Annotated in this window: 17 protein-coding genes and 1 pseudogene; 14 read left to right on the forward strand and 4 right to left on the reverse strand. The window is 47.0% G+C overall.

Features of this window, described 5'->3' with window-relative positions:
• The first annotated feature begins 202 nt into the window (after window positions 1–202).
• The 9 genes from L2725_RS10945 to L2725_RS10985 all read left to right on the forward strand — a co-directional run bounded on the left by L2725_RS10945 (window position 203) and on the right by L2725_RS10985 (window position 6,417).
• The gene (locus L2725_RS10945) at window positions 203–856 is read left to right on the forward strand and encodes a hypothetical protein (protein WP_249248994.1); all 654 of its coding nucleotides are present in this window, start codon (window positions 203–205) and stop codon (window positions 854–856) included.
• Window positions 857–1,110: 254 nt separating this feature from the next.
• A complete protein-coding gene (locus L2725_RS10950) occupies window positions 1,111–1,380 on the forward strand; it encodes a M13 family metallopeptidase (protein ID WP_249248995.1) in 270 nt (89 codons plus the stop codon).
• Between the two features lie 79 nt (window positions 1,381–1,459).
• Window positions 1,460–1,840 carry a hypothetical protein gene (locus tag L2725_RS10955; protein ID WP_249248996.1) on the forward strand — a complete coding sequence of 127 codons (381 nt, stop codon included), beginning with the start codon at window positions 1,460–1,462 and terminating at the stop codon, window positions 1,838–1,840.
• 111 nt (window positions 1,841–1,951) lie between these two features.
• On the forward strand, window positions 1,952–2,173 hold the full coding sequence (locus L2725_RS10960; protein ID WP_249248997.1) for a hypothetical protein: 222 nt from the start codon (window positions 1,952–1,954) through the stop codon (window positions 2,171–2,173).
• 257 nt (window positions 2,174–2,430) lie between these two features.
• Complete coding sequence (locus L2725_RS10965; RefSeq protein ID WP_249248998.1) at window positions 2,431–2,745, forward strand: hypothetical protein; 315 nt, start codon at window positions 2,431–2,433, stop codon at window positions 2,743–2,745.
• Window positions 2,736–3,122, forward strand: a complete 387-nt coding sequence (locus L2725_RS10970; RefSeq protein WP_249249000.1) for a hypothetical protein — start codon at window positions 2,736–2,738, stop codon at window positions 3,120–3,122. Before L2725_RS10965 ends, L2725_RS10970 begins: the two co-directional genes overlap by 10 nt.
• A gap of 68 nt (window positions 3,123–3,190) precedes the next feature.
• Window positions 3,191–5,278: an NERD domain-containing protein gene (locus L2725_RS10975; protein WP_249249002.1), complete on the forward strand. Its 2,088-nt coding sequence runs from the start codon at window positions 3,191–3,193 to the stop codon at window positions 5,276–5,278.
• Window positions 5,279–5,743: 465 nt separating this feature from the next.
• Window positions 5,744–5,959, forward strand: a complete 216-nt coding sequence (locus L2725_RS10980; protein WP_115138513.1) for a hypothetical protein — start codon at window positions 5,744–5,746, stop codon at window positions 5,957–5,959.
• A 119-nt stretch (window positions 5,960–6,078) separates the two neighbouring features.
• On the forward strand, window positions 6,079–6,417 hold the full coding sequence (locus L2725_RS10985; protein ID WP_249249004.1) for a hypothetical protein: 339 nt from the start codon (window positions 6,079–6,081) through the stop codon (window positions 6,415–6,417).
• A gap of 291 nt (window positions 6,418–6,708) precedes the next feature.
• Here L2725_RS10985 and L2725_RS10990 read toward each other — a convergent pair whose 3' ends face one another.
• Window positions 6,709–8,703, reverse strand: a complete 1,995-nt coding sequence (locus tag L2725_RS10990) for a PKD domain-containing protein (RefSeq protein WP_249249006.1) — start codon at window positions 8,701–8,703, stop codon at window positions 6,709–6,711.
• A gap of 1,117 nt (window positions 8,704–9,820) precedes the next feature.
• On the opposite strand from L2725_RS10990, the pseudogene L2725_RS10995 reads away from it, so the two are divergent.
• Both L2725_RS10995 and L2725_RS11000 read left to right on the forward strand, forming a co-directional pair.
• A pseudogene (locus L2725_RS10995) lies at window positions 9,821–10,225 on the forward strand (VOC family protein).
• A gap of 145 nt (window positions 10,226–10,370) precedes the next feature.
• Entirely contained in the window at window positions 10,371–12,533 is a 2,163-nt protein-coding gene (locus tag L2725_RS11000) for a sensor domain-containing diguanylate cyclase (RefSeq protein ID WP_249249007.1), read from the forward strand.
• Window positions 12,534–12,554: 21 nt separating this feature from the next.
• Here the strand turns inward: L2725_RS11000 and L2725_RS11005 are convergent, their stop codons facing one another.
• Together L2725_RS11005 and L2725_RS11010 are read right to left on the reverse strand one after the other, a co-directional pair.
• Entirely contained in the window at window positions 12,555–13,388 is an 834-nt protein-coding gene (locus tag L2725_RS11005; protein WP_115138518.1) for an alpha/beta hydrolase-fold protein, read from the reverse strand.
• Between the two features lie 61 nt (window positions 13,389–13,449).
• A complete protein-coding gene (locus L2725_RS11010) occupies window positions 13,450–16,878 on the reverse strand; it encodes a hybrid sensor histidine kinase/response regulator (RefSeq protein ID WP_249249008.1) in 3,429 nt (1,142 codons plus the stop codon).
• A gap of 189 nt (window positions 16,879–17,067) precedes the next feature.
• On the opposite strand from L2725_RS11010, the gene acs reads away from it, so the two are divergent.
• From acs to L2725_RS11025, 3 genes are all read left to right on the forward strand, one after another.
• Window positions 17,068–19,017 carry an acetate--CoA ligase gene (gene acs / locus L2725_RS11015; RefSeq protein WP_249249009.1) on the forward strand — a complete coding sequence of 650 codons (1,950 nt, stop codon included), beginning with the start codon at window positions 17,068–17,070 and terminating at the stop codon, window positions 19,015–19,017.
• Between the two features lie 318 nt (window positions 19,018–19,335).
• Window positions 19,336–21,132, forward strand: coding sequence for a DNA repair helicase RadD (gene radD / locus L2725_RS11020; protein ID WP_249249010.1), 1,797 nt, complete (start codon window positions 19,336–19,338; stop codon window positions 21,130–21,132).
• Between the two features lie 46 nt (window positions 21,133–21,178).
• The gene (locus tag L2725_RS11025; protein WP_115138522.1) at window positions 21,179–21,439 is read left to right on the forward strand and encodes a GrxA family glutaredoxin; all 261 of its coding nucleotides are present in this window, start codon (window positions 21,179–21,181) and stop codon (window positions 21,437–21,439) included.
• Window positions 21,440–21,531: 92 nt separating this feature from the next.
• Here L2725_RS11025 and nadE read toward each other — a convergent pair whose 3' ends face one another.
• Window positions 21,532–22,362 (reverse strand): NAD(+) synthase, encoded by an 831-nt coding sequence (gene nadE, locus L2725_RS11030; RefSeq protein ID WP_115138523.1) that lies wholly within the window; start codon window positions 22,360–22,362, stop codon window positions 21,532–21,534.
• Window positions 22,363–22,499 lie beyond the last annotated feature (137 nt).

Genomic DNA, 22,499 nt, shown 5'->3' on the forward strand with positions numbered 1-22,499 from the left:
TAACTATTCATACATCACAAAGATGATTGTTCTACACTCTAACTGTGCAAAATATCATCACAACTAAACCTATGCCACCCAATAATTGGGTGGCAGTATAGCCCCTAACCCGCACACCATCTAACCATCCCCCACTCCAAACCTTGCCCTACCTCACACATCATCTAAACGACTGATTTAACTCACATAGAACTCAGATACAATGCCCGCACAAATTGACCACAGGGAATGTGCGCCCATTAAGCAAGGGGCGGTAGCGTGGTTGGCGATGAAACATTTATTTAATAGACTGGAGTTTAACTTGATTAAAATAGTACTTGGTACATTGTTTGGGTTCACTATTACTATCTGGTATGTAGCTCTTGATCTCAAGTTCAACTTTAATCACTCTCTCTCAGTGAACATAGTAATCGCGATGGCGACCATAGTAGCAGCAGCTATACATTTTGACTCTCAACAGAAACTTAGAAAAGACAGGATTTGGGACACAAACAAAACATTTTTACTTGAATTAGCACAAGCTTTGTCTGACGTAATTAAAGCAACAGAAAATGAAATACATAACATTTATTGTAGCAACGATCCTGAAGAAGAGCTTGAAGTTGACTATAAAGCCTTTAAAAGAGTTAAAGGTAAAATAGAATATGCTTTGACAGTATGTCACCCACTGATGGACAAAAGTCTGATTGCAGCAATAAAGCGACACAATGAAAAAGACGATAGAATTACTCATGAAGTAAACAATGAAGGCCTTGAAAATCTAGAGGCGTATCAAATAATGCTTTCAGAGCATAAAGTTTTATATAGTCAGTTACTAAAATTCATGAGCGAAGTCAGCGGTGTTAAGAATACATAACAACTACGACGTAGGGGCGCAAAAATACAACTAGTCAATAACTGCTGCCCTACCTCCTTGGCCGTGACCCCACCACCACGGCCACTCCCCGATACAAACTCCCCGCTCTCCCCCACACCTTGCAACCATACCCGCCTGGACAACATCGCCCACCCCGAGCGATACTTGGTGACAAATTAAGCGCGCATATCGTCGGTACCAGGTGAACAACGAGCATGCGCACGATACAAATCGTGAAGTGTTTCGGATAAATCGTGAGTATTGAGAGTGTAAAAAGCCTTGCCACTGAAATGGTAAGTGATCTTAGAAACAATCAAATGAATAGGTATGCAGACTCGCTGTCGGCAGCCGTTGTAATGCTCGATGATCCAGCAACAAAAATTAAAGCATTAGAAAAAATAGAGAGCGCGTGCCATGTCAAAGCATATGGAGACCTCTTTTTAGAAACACTGCCTGGTTTTGAGTGGCCAACAAAGGTTAGCAAGCTACGTTCACTATGCCAAAAACAGCTTTCAGGTGGCTAAATACATTCAATACTTAACAAGGCGCAGCTACGGACCTCCGGCCGCTGTGCGCGGCGTTATATTTCACGGAAGTTTAGCGATGTCGTCAGAGTTAAATAGTATTGCGCAAGAATTAGAAAGTGCCGAAATAAAGTTCTTAATTAAAGGTGGGCAAATTCAAATAGCTTTACCAAATGGGTTCGATACTCTAATTATCGAAATTTGGAATGAGGACGGCGAAGACTCTATTTCTCTACTGAATGGCCGTTTTCACACGCACGGACATATTGAAGCGAGTGAACATGACTTGCCTTCGCGTGAAAAAGGAATAAGGTACTTAGTTGAGTCAATCTTTAACGGCACTTTCAAAATGGTGAAAGTTGAAACTGAGCCAGGTATCTATGAGAACACTATTTGGGATACTTATGCTTTGGAAATTGTTGATGAAGATGATAAATTCATAGTGGTAGGCGAAATATAACAAGGCCATGAAGCATGGACACGCAATAGCTTGCTCGGTTCCGCTTCGCTCCACTTTATAGCAATCTGTTACTTAGCCGCTTATGGCGACGTTATACGCACAAGGAATCTGATGAAACAATTTTCAGTTGTGAAAATTAAGTCTCTTCATAAAGAATTTAAGCATAGCGAAAATAGCTTTGGCTCTAGGGTTCCACGCGTCGGCGACGTTGCAACAATAATCGATGTTTACAATGGTGCCTTTGACTTAGAGTGCAGCGACCAAAATGGTGTAACTCTTTGGTTAGAGTTGTTTGAAGCCAAGGATGCTGATTTAGAGTTAGTGTGCACATAACAAACAAGGATAGGCCGCGCGCAGCCGCCTATCCCGACCCCATCCAACACCCCGATACAAACTCTCACATTCTCCCCTAACCCGCACACCATCTAACCATCCCTCGATCCAAACCTTGCCCTACCTCACACATCATCTAAATGACTGATTTACCTCACATAGAACTCCGATACAATGCTCGCACAAATTGACCACAGGGATTGTGCGCCCATTAAGCAACGGGCGGTAGCGTTAACGAAGATATGGAAATCAAAAAAATGAAGATACCTGCAAACTTTAAATACCCTGGATTTTACGATCTTATCTGCGATGCAATATTCCATCAGAAGCTAGCTCAAAGAGAAAATGATTCATATACTGTGAATAGACATGCTAGAGCGTCAATAATTGCCTCAGCTTTAGCAATAGAAAGTTGTGCCAATTGTTTATTAAACGACCTAGACACCCCAAAAAAAATGCTTGATGAATTAGACAAACTCAATGTTATCGCAAAATATGAAACATACTTAATGCTAAACAATGTATCTAACTTTGATAGAGGAAACAATATAGTAGAAAAATCTTGGAAGTAATTAGATTAAGAAATGAGTTCGTCCACCCGAAAATAAAAAACATCAAGACTGAAGTTGGTAAAATGGAAGACATGGGGAGTCACTATGCATTACCTATGGACTTGATCGGAGAACAATGGAAAGCACTAAACATACCTAAACGCGGATTATTCTGGGATGCTGACTCGGCAAAAACTGTATTAACTTGTATATCTCAGTTCATGAAATATATTTTTCATGAACTTTTGAAAAAAACCAATGTAGAAATTCAGTGCACATTATTGTCAAAAATAGAGATATCAAACAGTTGTATGCCTATGGGTTTTGATGCCTTTTTAACAGAAATAGAGGAAGCGAACAAGAACGAAATAGATTTCACTTTTCTTATTGAAGAATAAAAATCCTACAATTCAAAAAATAAAACCAGAGTTATTCATTAACAAGCAATTAAATGTAGTGGTATCATATGATTGAGCAATTAAACAACTTCAAGTGTAACGATTTCGAAAACTATCTAAAAGATTGTAACCCAAGTGATGATGAGATAAAGGAGATTTTAAAAAAAACCCTAAGCAGGCCAGAAATATTGAGTATTCATAGTAAATCCAATCGCAAAGAAAGAGATAAGTTTTTGGCCAGTCTATGCAACATATTAGATAGTAGAGGAGATTCTGTAAAGGAAATTATAATAAACAAAGGAAAATTAGTACAGATATCGGAAGAGCTATTTGACAATATTTCAAATGTTATAGAAGAATGTGAAATAAGCAAACTAGAACAAGCCACTCAAATTTGGGCTCATCTTACCCGCGTTGAATCTACGATAAGCACGATTTATTCTGACATTGAAAAAAGTTATCAACAAAAACCTAAAACCCTTCTAGTTACGCCTTTCATAAGAATAAAAACCAAAGAAGGTGTTGAGTACTCTCCAGATGCAGCTATTGAAAGACAAGTCTCATACCTATCTTTAACATTGAGCCTATTATCATATAAAAACAATTGGTTTAAAGATGGTAAAGTGGTTCTACCTAATAGAGTAATCCCAAGCGAAGAAGACTTATTTAAGGCAGGCTCCATTGAACTTCTTGCTCTTTCTTGGAAACAATTAGAAGATAACGCACTGCGTAGCATTCTATTTGGAGGAGATATATTTAGAGATTTTGGTGATGATGTACCAAGCGACGCAAGGGAACATGGAGTAAAAACTGCTTATTACTTTTCAAGAAGTGAGTCAGAGTTTGAGATGTTTGACTCTATAGCATGCGAAAGATTTAGAAAAAGATCATTACAAAATTTCATGGAAATTATGTCCCACAAGGGTATTAAGCCAACAATTTCAAATGACTTAATCAGTGTAGGAAAATTGAGTGAAAGAAGCTTTATTAGTGAAGATGAGATACATGCATGTGGTAATCTACAAGATGTTTTCTGCACCAATGTATTTGAAGATGACACAGATTACAATGGGCTAACGCTTCGAGACTGGATAAGAGGTTACTTTACTTTAAGATATTTATCTGACCAAGTCATGTCAGGAGAGAAACTACCTATATTTTCATTTAGCGACATGCTCAAGTCGTTGTTAGATTCAGGCCTAACAGAAGTAAATGCATTGACTTTCATTGAGTTGGCAAGTTTTGGAAAAAACTCAAGAGACCTATTCGATTGCCCTCTGATTAAATTAGAGGATAGCAACTTATATCTCGCCTACCATTGCACGGTCAATTCAAGTGTTCCAAATTTAATACTCTCTCGATTTTCATCACTAGAATCAGAGTCAGGAAAGAAAGGTTATCGTTTTGAAAAGGAAGTAATAGAGGTGTTTACAAAACATCTCTCTCCATGCAAAAGCTTTAAGTTTAAAAGAGAGCTTGAGGAGTATGAGTATGATTGTGTATTTGTTTTAGATAAAAGAATATTTGTTTTTGAGTGTAAAAATAGGTCTCTTTCTTGGTCTAGTGCAGTAAAAGCCTATAGAACAAAAGAGTACTTATCAAAAACTGTTAAACAAGTAAATCGACTTAAAGACGCTTTAATTGAGTATCCCGAGGTTATACGAGAACATTTTGGCGTTGATGTAAATAGTTATGAAGTCATTCCCGTTATATTCAACTGCATGCCATTTTCCTGGTTAGGAAAGTTTGATGATGTCTATATATCTGACTTCTCATCATTAAGCCGATTTGCTAAAAGCTCTAAAATCAACATCATAATGACTAGCAAAGATGGACAGGTCAAACAGAGTTCTAGTAAATCTAAACAGTGGACTGGTAGCACACCAAACTCAGATGACTTAATTAGACATTTAGAAAATCCGATACAATTGAGGCCATTTCTTAACTCAAGAAAGAAAGTCGAACAATGGTGGATCGCAAATACGGAAGTAGCTTTTGTCTCAACAGATTATGAAGTAGACTCTGAAAAATATAAAAAGGCCGAAAAAGCAATGTTTTCTCCGCCGGCTCCAATAAGAAATGAGGCCAATAAAAGAGCTAAGGTAAAAAGAAATATGATTAAATCTTCAAAAAGGAAAAACCGAAATAAAAAATGATGCATAAAGAGCTTGAACAACAGCGGTTCAAGTGATTTCGTTTAGTTTGGTGTCAACTTTAGCTCACCCCACAATCCCCAACACTCTGCGCCGTGACAGTCCATACTTCACGGCCAGGGTGTCGGCCCTACTCCCCTTCCCTCGTATGCTGAAGTACTCAGCCCTCAGCGCCCATCGCCTGCCCTAACCTCAACGCCGCATCCTGACTAATCACTTCCCTCACACCAGCCAAGTTCTTCAAGGTGCAAGTCGCTGGATATTAGACATACCAGCTCTACTGCCTTCTGCAAGCTTCTCTCAACAGGATTAGAAAAGGGGTCAAACTCTGACGCTAAACATCCCTTCCAGCTCCTCATTAGAAGTCTAATAGCCTTTTCTTCCAATAGATTACGGCAAAACTATCGGTATCCTAATAGGTTAGCTCTAGATCAGTCCTTTCATATCCCAAACTGGCAGGAAAAATCCATGCACATTGTCATCATGCTTGTTCTGATCATTGTCGGCTACATGGCCGGTAGTAAAATCAGCTGGTTACTGGGGTTGCCTATTATGGCGCTTGGCGCTTTAGCTGCCACACTCATGGGTTCAACCAGATGGAAACACCAACAAGAGGATGTTTGGATACTTCTGGGCTTACTTTCAACCGTAGCGGTCATAGTGGCGGCGACATTTGGGTTGTGATGATGACAGTCGCCAGAAGACTGCTGCCAAGCCTTGGGTCTTGGTGCGAGCAGCAACTCAATACTAAACTCGATTTGATAACAGCTCGGTAGTGCCAGTCATCAACATTGGGAGGGGCAATGAGGGACCAACTTGTAAAATTAAATTCACTGGTGGGTTGGGACTGCCACTTCTCTTCATTTGATGGGTACAGGTTGGTATTAAGCTCTGGTATCAGTAACGAGTATGCCACTCCTCTTGTCGCATTTTTAGGCGTCTCATATATGCATTGCCCTTTCGAGTTTAGCCACCCTGTATTTAGACTTGGCTCCGAAAAAGAAAGTTTACAGGTTGAACAGCTATCGACAATCGAGGAAGGTGAGAGACTTTTTGTTATAGAAGCAGAGACTCAGGCTACCCTTGATAAGCAGCTGTTTTTCATTGTCGCTGAGGGGCTTGACCTTATTGGCATGGCTTAAAAAGTCACAGCAACTTCACACGTTGGTTTATTCCTGAAGTTGTACGATGAGCTTATCAAAGAAGAAGCGCCGACCCGACACCGTAAATGGAGATGCCCCCAAACTTCAGGTTCCTGCGTCTAAATTGGATGAGGCTCTTTAAGCCCCAGCTTTGGGTGCAGGAATATCAGGCCTGACGGGAATCCCTGATGCGAGCACATCAGAAGCGCAGAGCTTTATCTTTCAAACTGCCTGCCATTGCACACAAAAAAAAAGCGCCGGAAGTTTCCGGCGCTTAAGATGTGTTGGAACTTAAATAATACCGCCATCTCCCTGGAGATATTGATTACATCTAACAGTAATGGATCTGAAGTTACTCCAACCTACGCTGTTCTTCGCACGGGCCTTAAGATTCACGTAGCTGGGGCTGTAATTGAAACTACGGAAGAAGTGTTGACTGGAGCCGGAGTAAATCAATGAGCTTCCCATATAGACTTCATATTGGGTAGGCGCATTGGTAGCGTTGACGGTACCGGAAAGCCACATTCCATCTCGAGGAATCCTCTTTGTATCCAGCTGACTTCCTTTCTGCACATATGGATGTTCACCATCGGAAGAACACTCAGCAACTGCAGAGAAAGAACTGACTACAGGTACTGCAGTAACGCCAGCTACATTCACACTGCGATTGGTCGCTGCGCCATTACGGTGCCTAACAGAAATTTGATAAGTGCCTGAAGAAGAATAGTTATGGCTCAGTGTTCTGGTACCGCTCAGGTTATGAATGCTGGAAGAGCTACCATCCCCCCAATAAACGGTGAAATCCTGATAACCCTGATCTGCAGATTGAATACAGGAGCGCAAGCTAACCGGTAGAGTCACGGTATGGTTGCTTACTGAAGGACGGATAATGGGTGAAAATGCGGTGCTATATGGATTCACCAGATCAGCAAAATAAACATCGGTACGGTAAATCTCCCAGTATCTTTCATTGAAGTACTTAACCTGCGCGACAACCCCGGCTCGGAAGTCGATATCCAGTACACCTGCCGCTACGGTTTCATTACCACTTAGGCCATCACCGTTACCACACATATTGCCGTAGTAACCTGACAGCTTGATCGGCAGTGAAGGTTTGATACCCACCTTAGCCCAGATAAGTCCCCAATAAATCCGCCCCTTAATGGCAACCTCCGCCCAGGGCTCAATAGTGGCTGATGCCAACAATTGATATTGGATGTTATCCATTCTCAGGGTGCCGTTATCATTAAATGAACTGGAAACCTTGGCACAATTGTTTTTGTCACAGGCATATTCATAGTGACCAGTGATATCGAGCATTTTTTCCAGCCCCACATCACCGCTGGCGCTAAGGGTTAGATCACCGGTACCCGCACGGATAGGCAGTTTAACGTCATATTGCACCGGTATAACACCGATCATAAACCAGCCGTTGGCAATATTGGGCTCAGCGATATTCCAGGTGTATCCGGTAAAGGTGTGAGTTGCTTCACCATGGATTTCTATATCACCCGTCACACTATAATCGGCCCGGGCGTTAAGCTTTTTCATACGTACTTTATAAGGCACACAAAAGGCACTCTTATACTTGTAATCCAATGTTGCTTTACCAGAACCCGCCGTCGTTGCATTAATTTCGACCTCAACAAACGCGTTACCACTGCCAAAACGCTTGGACTTATTGAAGGTTTCATTAAATGATTTTTGCCAGTTTTTACTTCTGTGGTTCCAGCCAAAACATCCTTTGGCAGCATAATCGGCCTTACCGAGATCAGCACCTTCAATCTTCAATGAGCGATATTGCTCTTGCTGAATACCACCCCAACCCCGCTTGTCTACCAAAGCTTCCATTTTACTGAAGGTATTGGCGTTGGCAGCATCCCGGTCGACAACAATAACATCGAACTCATCATCAGCTGTTGCGGCCTGAGGGTCCGGAAGGCAAGGCTCCTGTGCTTTGCCACATGGAGTGGGTGAGCTTCCCTCAAACTCAGATACGATATCATTACGCTCGCTAAGTGGGAGCCCAGCATAAAGATACGCATTGTTGGCGCCTTGAGCTGAATAAAGGAAGTAAAAGTCTGACTGCTGTGGAATACCCCGTCCATCGGTATAACTTAGCTGTTTTAACTCATAATCTTCCCCAGCCATTAATACCAGGGTTTGGACGTCGGTTCCTTTCGCCGGGCCATATAAATCCGCAGCGGTCGTATTTGCCAGGCTCATAGGTGAGGCGACCACAAGCCCCGCCAAGCTGACTCGTTTAACAACGTTTATCAAATTCATTGTATTATCCTTATACGAGTTCATCCTCTGCTGGATTTAGCGCCGGGAAATTAAACCTTGTTGTTTATTCATTGTATTTAATTGCATTCAATATCAACAATTGAAGTTACTGAGAAACTCTATCGCTTCTCAACCAACAAACAAACTCAATAACATAACGTCTATATCCCAGACCTTACTTCTAAGATAGAAAGTATATAAACCTTCCAATTACATAAAAACAAAGTCACGCTCACAATTACAAATACGGTCAAACATAAAAACCTGCAGTTATGAATTTCCGCAAGTAGAACGCTCATAAAAAATTGAGAACTGCATTAATTTTACGAGTGTTCATAACGAACTCAGTATTTGAAAGTTAATTAATTGGGTTATAACGCGGTTACTATCTATTTTTGATACTTAGTTCAGGAAACAGGAACATCTGCAGATACCCCCTACCACACGGTTCATTCAAATAAATATCTGCACCTGTTAAATCACCGAAGCTAAGTTGGTGGAGCTTCTATCTTTTCAACTTTGTATTGAGTATTCACAATGAAATCCTCATGAGTTCATTTAAATAAATTTGCAGTTAAGCTTTATCATTTCAGCCTTAAGGTTTCCCTGCCAGCTGAGTGTATTTAGCGGGTGTTAGATTTTTAATAACAGGTTATTTCTGGGGTAGACAGGGGCATTTGGAGGGAAAACACAGCGGTAGCTTTAACATACAAGGTATTGTATTGGATGGACTATTTAACAAACTTCTCCCCAAAACACCCCTGACTTTGAAAGCATTTTGGGCGAGTATTTGAGGAACAGACTGGGATGGTTTTCTACAGTTGGTTCCACACAGGTAGCAACCTTTCAGTTGTCAGGAAACACCCATCAATCTAGAACAGAATCAACGAGGGATTTTAAATCCCTTGTGTCCTTTAATTGACATAACCAGCCTGATACAACCAGTTTTTCTGCCAGGCTATCTCTTAAAGCGGCTTCGACTTAGTGTTGAAACTGACCTAAGAGACAGGCTTTGCTACTCAAGCCAACAAACGCTCAGACAGCCTGAAGATATCGCTTCTTCTCACTGTTAAAGGTTGCTAGTCTCCACTTATCTCCTTCTGACAAGCCCATAAAAATGAATAAGATAAAGCAGAATATCGCGCAAGTAGCCCTGGTCGTCCGTGACTATGACGAGGCAATTAGCTTTTATGTGTCTTCCCTTGGCTTTACCTTGATTGAAGATACAGACCTTGGTGATGGTAAACGCTGGGTGATTGTCTCTCTTACTGGGTCAACCGGCACTGCATTACTGCTGGCCAAAGCGGATGGCGAGGAACAACTGGCTGCTGTCGGGAATCAAGCTGGAGGACGGGTATTTTTGTTCCTGCAAACTGACGACTTCTGGCAGGACTATCACAGTATGGCGGATTAAGGCGTCAGCTTCTGCGAGACACCAAGGGAAGAAGTCTATGGAACAGTGGCTGTATTTGAAGATCTCTACGGCAATAAGTGGGATTTAATCGAGCGTAAAAACGCCTAAGTGAGCTGAAGAAAAGTTGCGTGTGCAGGATTTAGTCCTTGAGATACACAAGCCTCAGGAGTTAACATTTATTAAACAAATCGCAACCAATGTTAGAACAGCAGCTCCGTCCGGTTTTCGGACGTTCCTACAAAAAGGTCGTTGATTGCAAAATATAAAGTTCAATTCCATTTTGTTACAGCTGTCATTGCTGTTTGGGCTTATCGGATACCTGATTAATCTGTATCCCATACCGCTGTTTGCCAATGTCGAGCTGATTGTGGGCAATGTCTGTTTGGTCATAGTCGCCGCTATTGCCGGTCCTTATTATGCCCTGCTGACGGCGTTGATGTGCGCCACAGGCCTTTACGTCAGTTGGGACTCCTTGTATCCGTTCCTTATCTTTATGATGGAAGCTCTCTGGCTGGGGCTAGCTGTTCGCCGCGGCTATTATCTGTTCTACTCCGCTATCGCATTTTGGTTCTTAATCAGCCCTGCGCTGTTTATGCTCTACGCTTCGTTATATACCGAACTCAACGAAGAACACATACTGTTTATCGTCATCAAGCAGGCAATCAATGGCATGCTCTATGCCAGTGTTGCCTGTCTGCTGGTCATGCTGATTCGGCCGCTGTCAAAACTGGCGCTGAAGCAAAATACGCATAAGCGCAGCTTCAAACAGCAACTTAATTACCTGTTTGCACTGCTTATTACTTCAGCCATGCTGATCTCATCCCTGCTGTACAACCATACTTATCTGAGCGACCAGCAAGTGATGGTGCAAAACAACTTGCAGGACTCTATGGGGTCGATGAGCAAGGCTGCTGAACGCTACCTCAAGACCCACCAGCAGGCTATACGCAATGCTGCGCGTTGGCTGAGTCTGGCCAATACCGATAAAGATCACTGGCAGTCGATGTTGACCCGGTTGAATCAAACCTATCCCAACTTCCTGACCATGCTGATCGCCGACCACAAAGGGAATATTCTCCATGCCAGCCCGGCGTCTATGCTGGCCGACAAGCCAGTGCATAAATTGAATGTGAGCGACCGCGATTACTTCCGGGAAGCCCTGTACAACCAGAATGACTATATTTCTGATGTGTTCCTTGGCCGTGGATTCGGTAATGATGTGATAGTGGCCATGAGCTCCCCTGTTTACCTGAATGAGAATTATCAAAGGCCCCAGGCAATTATTGAAGGCTCGCTGGATCTCAGTGGGTTTGCCCAGATAGAACATGGGGCAATGCAAAGAGAATCCATGAGCATTGTGCTGACCGATGCCAAAGGGAATATCATCTACGCCTCTGACAATCTAGGACTTCCGGCCCTTTCCACCTTCCTGTTCAGTCGCAGCGGCAGCTACTACAGCATGTCCATGCCGATGATGAACCTGAAAAATACCGCCAGTGAAGTGCCCGAGTATCTATACAGCCAGCAAGAGCTCAGCAACCAGTGGCAACTTTATCTGCTCAAGCCATTTGTCCCTATGGTCACCATGGCACAGCGTCAGTACCTGACCTCGGTGGCAATGCTGGCGCTGTCATTGCTGGTCACTCTCGGCCTTTCCTCACTGCTTGCAAAGACCCAAACCCGGCCGCTGGAGCTGATTGCACAGCAGTTCAAATACTCAGATAAAGACAGGGCAAGACCCGAGTGGAATGAAGAACAGATATCCACCGAAGTGGAGCAACTTTATGACCAGCTCAAGCTGTCGCAGCAAGAACTGATCCGGCAACAATTGCAGCTTGAGGAGCAGGTAGCCCTGCGCACCTTTGAACTGGAAAAAGCCAATGGTGAACTGCAGAAACTGGCGGAAAGAGACTCTCTGACCAGCCTGTATAATCGCAGATACGCTGAGAACCAGTTCAAACAGGCTCAAACGCTTTGTCAAAGGGGCGAACAGGCAATGGCCGTGGTGCTGCTTGATCTTGACCACTTTAAAATGGTGAATGACGAGTTTGGCCACCTTGGCGGGGATGCCAGCCTCAAAACAGTGGCAGGTTTGCTGTCCAATCATTTCGTGCGGGAGACAGACATAGTTTCCCGATACGGCGGCGAAGAGTTTTTGCTTATTCTGCCTATGTGCAACCCGCTGAAAGTGGAAGCGCACTTGAAGGATTTTACCGCCAAGCTGAGAAACACTAAGATCACCAACCCAGAAGATGGCAGGCTGTTTTCACTGTCTGTGAGCATAGGGGCGGTTATCGCCAATGCAGGTTATTCCAGCAGGATAGATACCTGGATAAAACGGGCCGATGACAACCTTTACCGCGCCAAGAGTGCCGGGCGGGATAAGGTGATTGCCACCATTATTGAGGATATCTGAAGCTTCCCCAGCTCTGAGGGGTCAGAGGTACAGGCTGTGGAACTTCAGTTGTTGACCGATAAAGCTGGCCACAAAACCAGTAGAGGCTGTGTATTCCCGTAATCCTACCAATTCTAGAGGATAGCCCCGCGCTTTAGCGGCTTCCAGTACCTGTTTTTGTCCTGCCGCCAGCGCCGGAGTCAGCGCAATTTCTGCCTGATGTAAAAGCACCGGAAGTTGCGAGATCCCCAGAGTCAACAACTCAGCAATATCGTACTGACGCCTGGCATCCTGACTCTCCCCCATCAACAGCTCCAGCATAGCGGCCACATGGGTATCAGCCTGAGGCGCAAACTCAGGATTAAAGCCGGATATGCTGGCATATTTCTGCGGCTGGCTCAGGGCCAGTACCATGGCACCATGAGCCCCCAGCCCGAGACCACTGATTGCTTTGCGATCACTTACCGGAAAGTGGGATTCAATTAAGGCCGGCAATTCAGACTGCAGATAGTCGAACATTCTGAAATGACGTTGCCATGGCATACAGGTGGCATTGAGATATAAAGAAGGGACAGTGTCACAGCCAAGGCGGGATGCCAGATCCGGTACATATTCCCCTCTGGGCAGCACATCCGGACAGATTAACGCGAGTCCCAGTGATGCCGCATGGGATTGAGCCACGTATGCATCAAACAAACTGGTATCTGTCTGCCCTGAGTCCCCAAGCCAATACACAGCAGGAACAGACTCAAGATCAGCCTGTGGAGGCAAATACAGGCTGAAGGACATATCACAATTCAATACTGAGGAGCGGTGGGAAAAACGCTTAACCCATCCTCCGAAACACTTCTCGGCAGACAGCTTGGCAGTAATCATTATCCCTCCATCCTTGAACTACGACTCTATTGGCAAGTATAGCCAGACTGGTGTCCGGTTTTCAGCCCGCTTTCAATAAACTGGACATCAAAGCCCTCAGCGCTGCCGGTTTCACCATTTTCGCCATATAGTGATAGCCACGTTGCTGAACATCTTCTATCAGGGTTTTACGGGTATTGGCGGTAATTAAAATACCCGGGATATGTTCCCCGTAAAGGCTGCGGATCCCGTCCATAGCATCTACACCATTCTGACCATCATCCAATTGATAATCTGCCAGCACTATGTCCGGAGCCATTCCCTTGAGGCCCAGCTTAATACGGGCGTCAGCCAAATCCTTTGCACAGACGACTTCGCAGTGCCATCGACTGAGCAGACTTTCCAATCCTGCCAGAATTGCTTCTTCATTGTCGATACAAAGCACCTTGACGCCGGACAGAGGCTGCAAGTTACCGGGACGACTGCGCTGGGCAATATAGGCCTGCTTTTCGCCCAGGGGTACCCGTACTGAGAATACCGACCCTTTGCCCAATACTGAGCTGACACCAATAGGATGATGCAGCACCCGACTTATTCTGTCGGCAATGGCAAGCCCCAGTCCCAGGCCTCCCGCCTCTTTTGAGCTGGGGGTATCAAGGCGACGAAACTCTTTGAAAATCTCCTGAGTTTGCTTTTCATCGATACCACATCCGGTATCCAATACCTGGATCTCCAACTCTTTACCCCGGCGACGACAGCCCAGCAGCACATTCCCGCCTTTGGCGTAACGATAGGCATTGGTCAGGAAGTTCTGCAGCACTCTGCGCAGCAATGAAGGATCGGTATACAGGGTGGCACCGCACTGCTGATAGCGGAAACTGATTTTGTGATCCTCGGCCATGGCGTCAAACTCGACCGCCAGACTGTCCAGCACTTCAGATACTGCCACCTGCCTGAGGTTGACATCCACCATACCGGAATCCAGCTTGGATATATCCAGTAAGTCCGTCAGTAGTTCACCGGCCGTTTTCAGCGAACTGTTGATATGGGAAAGCGTGGTTTGAGACTCATTGTCCAGCGCCGGATATTGGGACAGCGAGGCGGTAAACAGGCGCGCCGCGTTCAGGGGTTGCATCAAGTCATGCCCCACGGCCGCCAGAAAGCGACTCTTGGAGGCGTTGGCCATCTCCTCCTGCGCCTTGGCCTCCAGCAGTTCGCTGTTTAACTTGGCCAACTCAAAGGTACGCTCTTTAACCCGGGTTTCCAGCATCTCATTGGCTTCCCGCAGCGCCTGCTCCTGCTGCCGATACTGGGTAATATCGGTAAAGGTCATCACAAAGCCGCCGCCGGGCATGGGGTTGCCCTGAATCTTGATCACCTTGTCATCATGACGATAACGCTCCGACACATGCGGGGTTCCCCGGCGCATATGTTCCAGACGGCGGCTGACCTTCTCTTCCACCTCGCCGTCACCGCAATAACCCCGTTTGGCATTAAAGCGAATCACATCAGCAATAGGCATACCCGGCTGCAGGAAGTTATCAGGGTACTGGTAAAGCTCGATATAGCGGTTATTCCAGGCCACCAGATTCAGATCCTGATCCACCACACTCATGCCCTCATAGGCGTGTTCAATGGCTGCTCTCAACATATCCTGGCTGAGAATAATCTTGGATGAGGCCTCATCCACCAAAGAGAACACTTCATCCAGCGCCAGATCCCTGCCCCGCAGCACTGAGTCCATTACCAGTGCTGCACTGGACGCTCCCAATACACCTGCCAACAAGTGCTCGGTATGGGCAACCAGTTCCGGCGTCGCCGCCCGGTTGCGGTTATCCGCGCCCACCGCTTCAGGCATAAAGCGGCTGAAACTTTCGTAAGCGCGTCCGGGAGACACGAAGCGACTGGCCAGAATTAAAAGGTCTTGCTGACTCACACCGCCGGTTTTACGGTTGCTGTTATCCTTAAGGTCGCCCGGGCTGACAAAGCTGCTGGCCTGAATACGCTCTGCCACGCCCGCCCTGAACCAAAGTGAGCCCAACACATAACAAAGACTGTTCACCAACAACGCCAGCAGGGCATCGTTCACATCGGGATTGATAAACTCCAGCACCATCACGCCATCAGGAAGCAGTCGTCCGCTGGCCATCACATCCTGCGCCAGAATGTAGCACCAGAGCCCAAAACCGACTACAAGTCCCAGGTATACCCCGCCCCGGTTGCCATGCTTCCAGTAAAGACCACCCACCAGCGCGGGAGCCAACTGGGCAAAAGCCCCAAAAGACAACATGCCCAGATGGGCCAGTGAGTCGCTGTCAGCAAAGATCAGATAACTTAAATAACCCAGCCCGAGAATAATGACGATGGACAGTCGTCGGGCATTGAGCAGGAAATTGGAAAACTGATTGAAGTTCTTACGGCGTATTTTGCCTGAGCGCAGCAATACAGGTACCAGCCACTCATTACTCACCATAATACTGATGGTCACCACGGCGACTATGACCATACCTGTGGCCGCCGACAAGGTTCCCAGCAGGGCAATGACCGCCACCACAGGCATATCCAACATCAGCGGCATGTTAATGACATAGGTATCTGCCGGGACTGTATCACCCAGCATGAGTCTGCCCGCCTGCCCCAGGGGGACAACAAATAGCGTAAACAGTGCCAGATAGATGGGCAGCATCCAGCGCCCTTTGCGCAATGTCTTCTCATCGGCGCACTCCACCACCATCACGTGGAACTGCCTTGGCATACACAAAAAGGCGGCAATACCTACAATCAACTCAGGCAGCAGTGACGCCCACCTGAGCTCAGCCCCCTGAATCAAATCCGCCTGCTGCGCCTTTGACCAGATATCACCAAAGCCATCATATACGCCGAAGCTGATCACCAAGCCCACCAGCAAAAATGCCCCTATCTTCACCAAAGATTCGAAAGCAATGGCCACCATCATGCCGGGATTATGTTCAGTGGCATCCAGCTTACGGGTACCAAACAGAATGGCGAACACCGCCAGAATACAGCTGATAAGAAGAGGAAGTGTGGTATCGCCAAGGGAGCTTTCAGGTGTTTCAAACAGCCCAAGGGCCATCACCATGGCTTTTAGCTGCAGTGCGATATAGGGCATGATGCCAAACAGGGCGATCAGGGTAACCAATGCGGCCAATAGCTGGGACTTGCCGTAGCGGGCAGCAATAAAGTCAGCCACAGAGGTGATGTTCTGACTCTTGGACACCACCACCATTTTGCGCAGCATGCCAAAGCCCAGAGTAAATATCAGTATGGGGCCAACAAATATCGGCAGATAGGACCAGAGATCGGTAGAGGATTGACCGACCGTTCCCAGAAAACTCCATGATGAGCAGTAAACCGCCAGACTCAGGCCATAAATGATCACTTGCAGGCCCGGCTTGATACGGCTGACATAACGTTCAGCTCCCCAGGCAAGCAGAAACAGCAAAAACACATAGCCGATGGCAATCACAGCCACCAAAAGGGTCAGATTCATGAAGGTTCCGATTTTTTGATTTTATTGTGCGTTATTTCGGCAATATGATCCAGCCTAGATAACTTGTGCAACCCATTAATCCATAAAGCAATTTATGACATATACCAAGGTCTAATGGAGGCAAGTGGCTTTTCCCACGCATACTCATGCAACGCATTGTAATTATTTTCAAAGAAAGGGAAGCCACCCATGAGCACGCAGTCTCTCTATAAAGTATCGGATTCCATCGCTGCCGATGCCCATATCAATAATGAAAAGTACAAGCGCATGTATCAGGAGTCCATCGTTAATCCCGAGGGTTTCTGGCGTGAACATGCACAGTGCATCGACTGGATGACGCCTTTCACCAAGGTTAAAGACACCTCTTTTGATGACCACAATCTGTATATCAAGTGGTTCTACGACGGCACTCTCAATGCCTCAGCCAACTGTCTCGACCGCCACCTGGAAATCCGCGGCGACAAGCCTGCCATTATCTGGGAAGGTGATGATGCCAGTGAGCAGCGTACCCTCACCTACGCTGAGCTGCACAAAGAAGTGTGTCAGTTTGCCAATGCCCTGAAGAGCCAGGGCGTGCGCCGCGGTGATGTAGTCACACTGTATATGCCTATGGTGCCTGAAGCCGCCGTCGCCATGCTGGCCTGTGCCCGTATCGGAGCCGTCCACTCAGTGGTGTTTGGTGGTTTCTCCCCCGACTCCATTGCATCGCGCATTATCGATGGTAAATCCAAGGTGGTAATTACTGCCGATGAAGGTGTTCGCGGCGGACGTATCATTCCACTTAAGGACAACATAGATCAGGCCCTGAATAACCCCAATGTAACCACGGTTGAGCGGGTTATCGTACTCAAGCGCACCGGTGGTGATATCAAGTGGGAAGATAACCGTGATGTTTGGTGGCACGATGTTGCTGCCACTGCCTCCGAGCACTGCGTGGCCGAAGAGATGAACGCGGAAGATCCACTCTTCCTGCTGTATACCTCAGGTTCTACCGGCAACCCTAAAGGTGTGTTGCACACAACCGGCGGTTATATGGTGTACGCCTCCATGACCCATGAGTATGTGTTCGACTACAAAGAAGATGAAATTTACTGGTGTACTGCCGATGTAGGTTGGATTACCGGTCACTCCTATATGGTTTATGGCCCTCTGGCCAATGGTGCCACCATTCTGGTACATGAAGGTGTTCCAAACTATCCAAGCCCTGCCCGCCTGGGCGAGATGATCGACCGCCATAAAGTCAACATCCTTTATACCGCTCCGACTCTTATCCGCGCCCTGATGGCAGAAGGTAAAGAGCAGTTTGAAGGTTTTGATGGCAGCTCCCTGCGTGTGATGGGTTCTGTGGGTGAACCAATCAACCCTGAAGCATGGCGTTGGTACCATGAGGTGATCGGTCATGAAAACTGCCCGATTGTCGATACCTGGTGGCAAACCGAAACCGGCGGCATTCTGATTACCCCACTGCCGGGCGCGACAGATACCAAACCCGGCTCTGCCACCCGTCCATTCTTTGGTGTTCAGCCGGCTCTGGTGGACAACATGGGCAATATTCTGGAAGGTGCCACCGAAGGTAATCTGGTGATGCTGGACTCCTGGCCCGGACAGATGCGCAGCGTATATGGCGACCATGAACGCTTTGTGCTGACCTACTTTAAAACCTTCCGTGGCATGTACTTTACCGGTGACGGTGCCCGCCGTGACGAGGATGGCTACTATTGGATTACTGGGCGTGTGGATGACGTCATCAATGTGTCTGGCCACAGACTCGGCACAGCAGAAGTAGAGAGTGCACTGGTTGCCCATGATCTGGTTGCTGAAGCCGCTGTGGTGGGCTATCCCCATGACATCAAGGGTCAGGGTATCTATGCTTACGTCACTCTGACCAAAGATGCCCAGCAGTCTGAAGAACTTCGTCAGGAACTGCGTCAGTGGGTTCGTAAAGAGATTGGCGCACTGGCAACGCCGGATCTTATCCAGTTCGCCGGAGGCCTGCCCAAGACACGTTCCGGCAAGATTATGCGCCGCTTCCTGCGTAAGATTGCTGCCAACGAGATCACCAATCTGGGTGATGCCTCTACCCTGGCAGATCCTGCGGTTATCGATGTGCTGATTGAAAGCCGTCTGAACCGCAGCTAACTGTAACCTGCTTCCCAGCCGAGGGGATAACACCGACAAGTGTTATCCCCTTTTTTCTGACTGAATCCCCAAATAAAGTTGCGAATGACTGACGACTCTCAACCTCTGGACTGAATCTGGCTAAATCCAACCAATGGACCATTGGACCGGACCATTAACCCGGTAGAGTGGAATGTGGAAGCCGGGTTATACCTGCCACGTTGACCGGCCTCCTAAGAGTTAGAACTACAAGTCTCTTATGTTTCAATGTTTTGGCCTTAGGACAGGGATGCAGTCCTCCCGGGTTCAACCCCACCCTGTCCGGGGCCGTTTTCTTATATGCTTTCTGGTACACTCCCCGCAATAGATTTCCCCGTCATTCAAACCACAGTGACCAAAATACAGCTTAGAGATTATCAACAGCAGGCAGTCGATGCCGCGGTCAGCCACTTTCGCCAATCCAGCGAATCTGCCGTACTTGTGCTGCCTACAGGAGCAGGAAAGAGTCTGGTTATTGCTGAACTTGCGCGGGTTGCAAGGGGGCGGGTATTGGTGCTGACCCATGTCAAAGAGCTGGTTGCCCAAAACGCGGAAAAGGTTGGGCTGCTCACTGAACAAGCAGGTATTTACTCTGCCGGGCTTGGACAGAAAGCCACTGATGACAAAACCCTGGTAGCCAGTATCCAATCGGCGGCCAGAGCACCAGAAAAATTCGACAAGCCTTTCTCACTGGTGGTCATCGATGAGTGCCACAGGGTCAGTAATGAGACCGCGAGTCAGTATCAGCAACTGCTGTCACACTTGAAGAGCATCAACCCCGGAATCAAAGTGCTGGGGCTGACAGCGACGCCCTACCGGCTGGGGACAGGTTGGATATTCAGAACTCACTACCATGGCAAGGTGGGTAACACTGAAAAGCCTGTGTTTGATAAATGTATTTTTGAGCTGCCGTTGAGGCCGCTTATCCGCAGAGGTTACCTGACTGAGCCAAGGCTTTATGATGGTTTGGCGGCGCAGTATGACTTTGACCTTCTCAGCCGCGACGCGTCCGGCCACATCACTGAAGCTCAGATTGACTCCCTGCTGTCCCAATCCGGCCGGGCCACCAAATCGATTGTCAAACAGATACGTCACCTCGCCGAAACCCGTCAGGGCGTCATTATCTTTGCTGCCACAGTCAGACACGCCAAAGAGATTATGGGTCTGCTGGATGAAGAATCATGTGCCCTTATCACTGCCGATACGCCGGGAGATGAGCGGGACAGTTTAATTGCCGGGTTCAAGGCTCAGCAGATTAAATTTCTGGTGAACGTGGCGGTACTGACCACGGGCTTTGACGCTCCCCATGTGGATTTCATTGCCATATTAAGGCCGACTGAGTCTGTCAGCCTGTATCAGCAAATGGTGGGGCGCGGCCTGCGTCTGGCTGAAGGTAAGACCGAATGTCTGGTGATTGACTATGCAGCCAACGGCTTTGACCTCTACTACCCTGAAGTGGGCCACCCCAAGCCCAACTCAAAGTCAGTACCGGTACAGGTGCATTGTCCAGTCTGTGACTTTGCCAATATTTTCTGGGGCCTGACCGATGAAGATGGCGACATTATTGAGCACTTTGGCCGCCGCTGTCAGGGCCTTGATGAACATAACCAGCAGTGCAGCTTTCGCTTTCGTGCCCGTCTGTGTCCAGATTGTGGCGCTGAAAATGATATTGCCGCCAGAGTCTGCCAAAGTTGCAGTTCGACTCTGGTCGACCCTGACACCCGGCTAAAGCAAGTGCTCAAGCAGCAACACCATCACCTGTTCCGCTGTCAGGATATGCTGCTGACGGTGGACAAAGGCATGCTGAAAGTCAGCTATCTGGATATTGAAGGCAACGACTATGTTCAGCGTTTCCGTATGGACACCCAGGCGCAAATTCGGGCTTTGTATGCCCTGTTTATCCATACCCACAGCAAAACGCCCGGATTAAAGTTGCCAAAAATCAACAAAGCTGAGGATATATTGGCCATCGCAGACCACTTCCGGCATCCGGAGCTCATCTTGCTTAAGAAGGGAAAAAAGGGCTGGGATATGGTGCAGCAATTCTTCGACTATCAAGGCCGATATCAGACTGATAATCGTGAGTATGTTTCTTAGAAAGTGTGTGGTATAACATCGGCCATGCCAACGTAAAGGAGCAATTATGCACGTAGTAATTTTTGGCCGTCCTGGCTGTCCATATTGTGTTCGCGCCGTACAACTATCAGAACAACTTGCGGAAAAGCGCGACGATTTCAAATTCAAGTATGTGGACATTCATGCTGAAGGCATCAGCAAGGCAGATCTGGAAAAAACCGTCGGTAAGCCGGTTGAAACTGTTCCTCAGATCTTCGTAGACAAAGCCCACGTAGGCGGCTGCACTGAGTTTGAACAGTACGTTCGTGATAACGAGCTGCTGGGTTAATTCCAATTCAAAATCAGACTTATCAAGACTGATTTGGGATTAGAAATGAAAAGGCTGCCATTGGCAGCCTTTTCTTATTGCGATACAAACGCTCAGTCATAAATGGTCGGTATTGCCTGACGCTTATGCTGGGTAGCCAGATAGATGCTCACCAGACGCTTTTCAACTTCAGGCGCCACATCTTTACCTTCCAGGAAATCATCAATCTGGTCATAGGTCAGCCCCAATGCCACTTCATCTTCCAGTTGAGGCTTATCATCTTCGAGATCTGCCGTCGGCGCTTTATGCACCAGAACTTCCGGCGCGCCCAGGTGTGAAGCCAGCTGTCTGACCTGACGCTTGTTGAGACCAAACAGGGGTGCCAAATCACAGGCTCCATCACCCCACTTGGTGTAAAAACCGGTAATGTTTTCAGCACTGTGGTCGGTTCCCACTACCAGGCCACCGACCAATCCACCAATCTCATACTGGGCAACCATACGCATACGGGCCTTAACATTGCCTTTGACGAAGTCGACATTGGCGTTGGCCGCCAGATCAACTCCGGCATCTGCCAGCGCATTCAGAGTTTCAAAGTGAATGCCATCCACTCCGGCATGAACGTTCACGGTCACCTGACGGCTGGGTTGGATAAAGCGACAGGCCAGCTGGGCTTCATCTTCATCTTTCTGCACGTCATAAGGCAGACGTACCGCAATAAACTGGTACTCTGTGGTTTGCTGCTCACTGTTGAGTTCATCCACGGCCAATTGGCACAGTTTACCCGTTACCGAAGAGTCAACACCGCCGCTGATCCCCAGCACCAGTGACTTACAGTTTGCCTGCTGTAATTTACTCTTGATAAAACTCACCCGACGTTGCACCTCCAGCTGAGGGTCTATTGTCGGCTGTACCTTCATTTCACTGAGAATATGTCCTTTCACGGGCAAAGCTCCAAAGTGGTTTCCGCTAATATTCGCTGAGGCTATTATGGGATAAAAGCCGATGAAACATAAGTCTTTATCGAGCATTACCGGCATGCTGTTACGTTTTGCTCAATTCAAAGGCGATTAATTTGTTA

This window comes from Shewanella corallii, assembly GCF_023349125.1.
Taxonomy (GTDB): Bacteria; Pseudomonadota; Gammaproteobacteria; order Enterobacterales; family Shewanellaceae; genus Shewanella; species Shewanella corallii.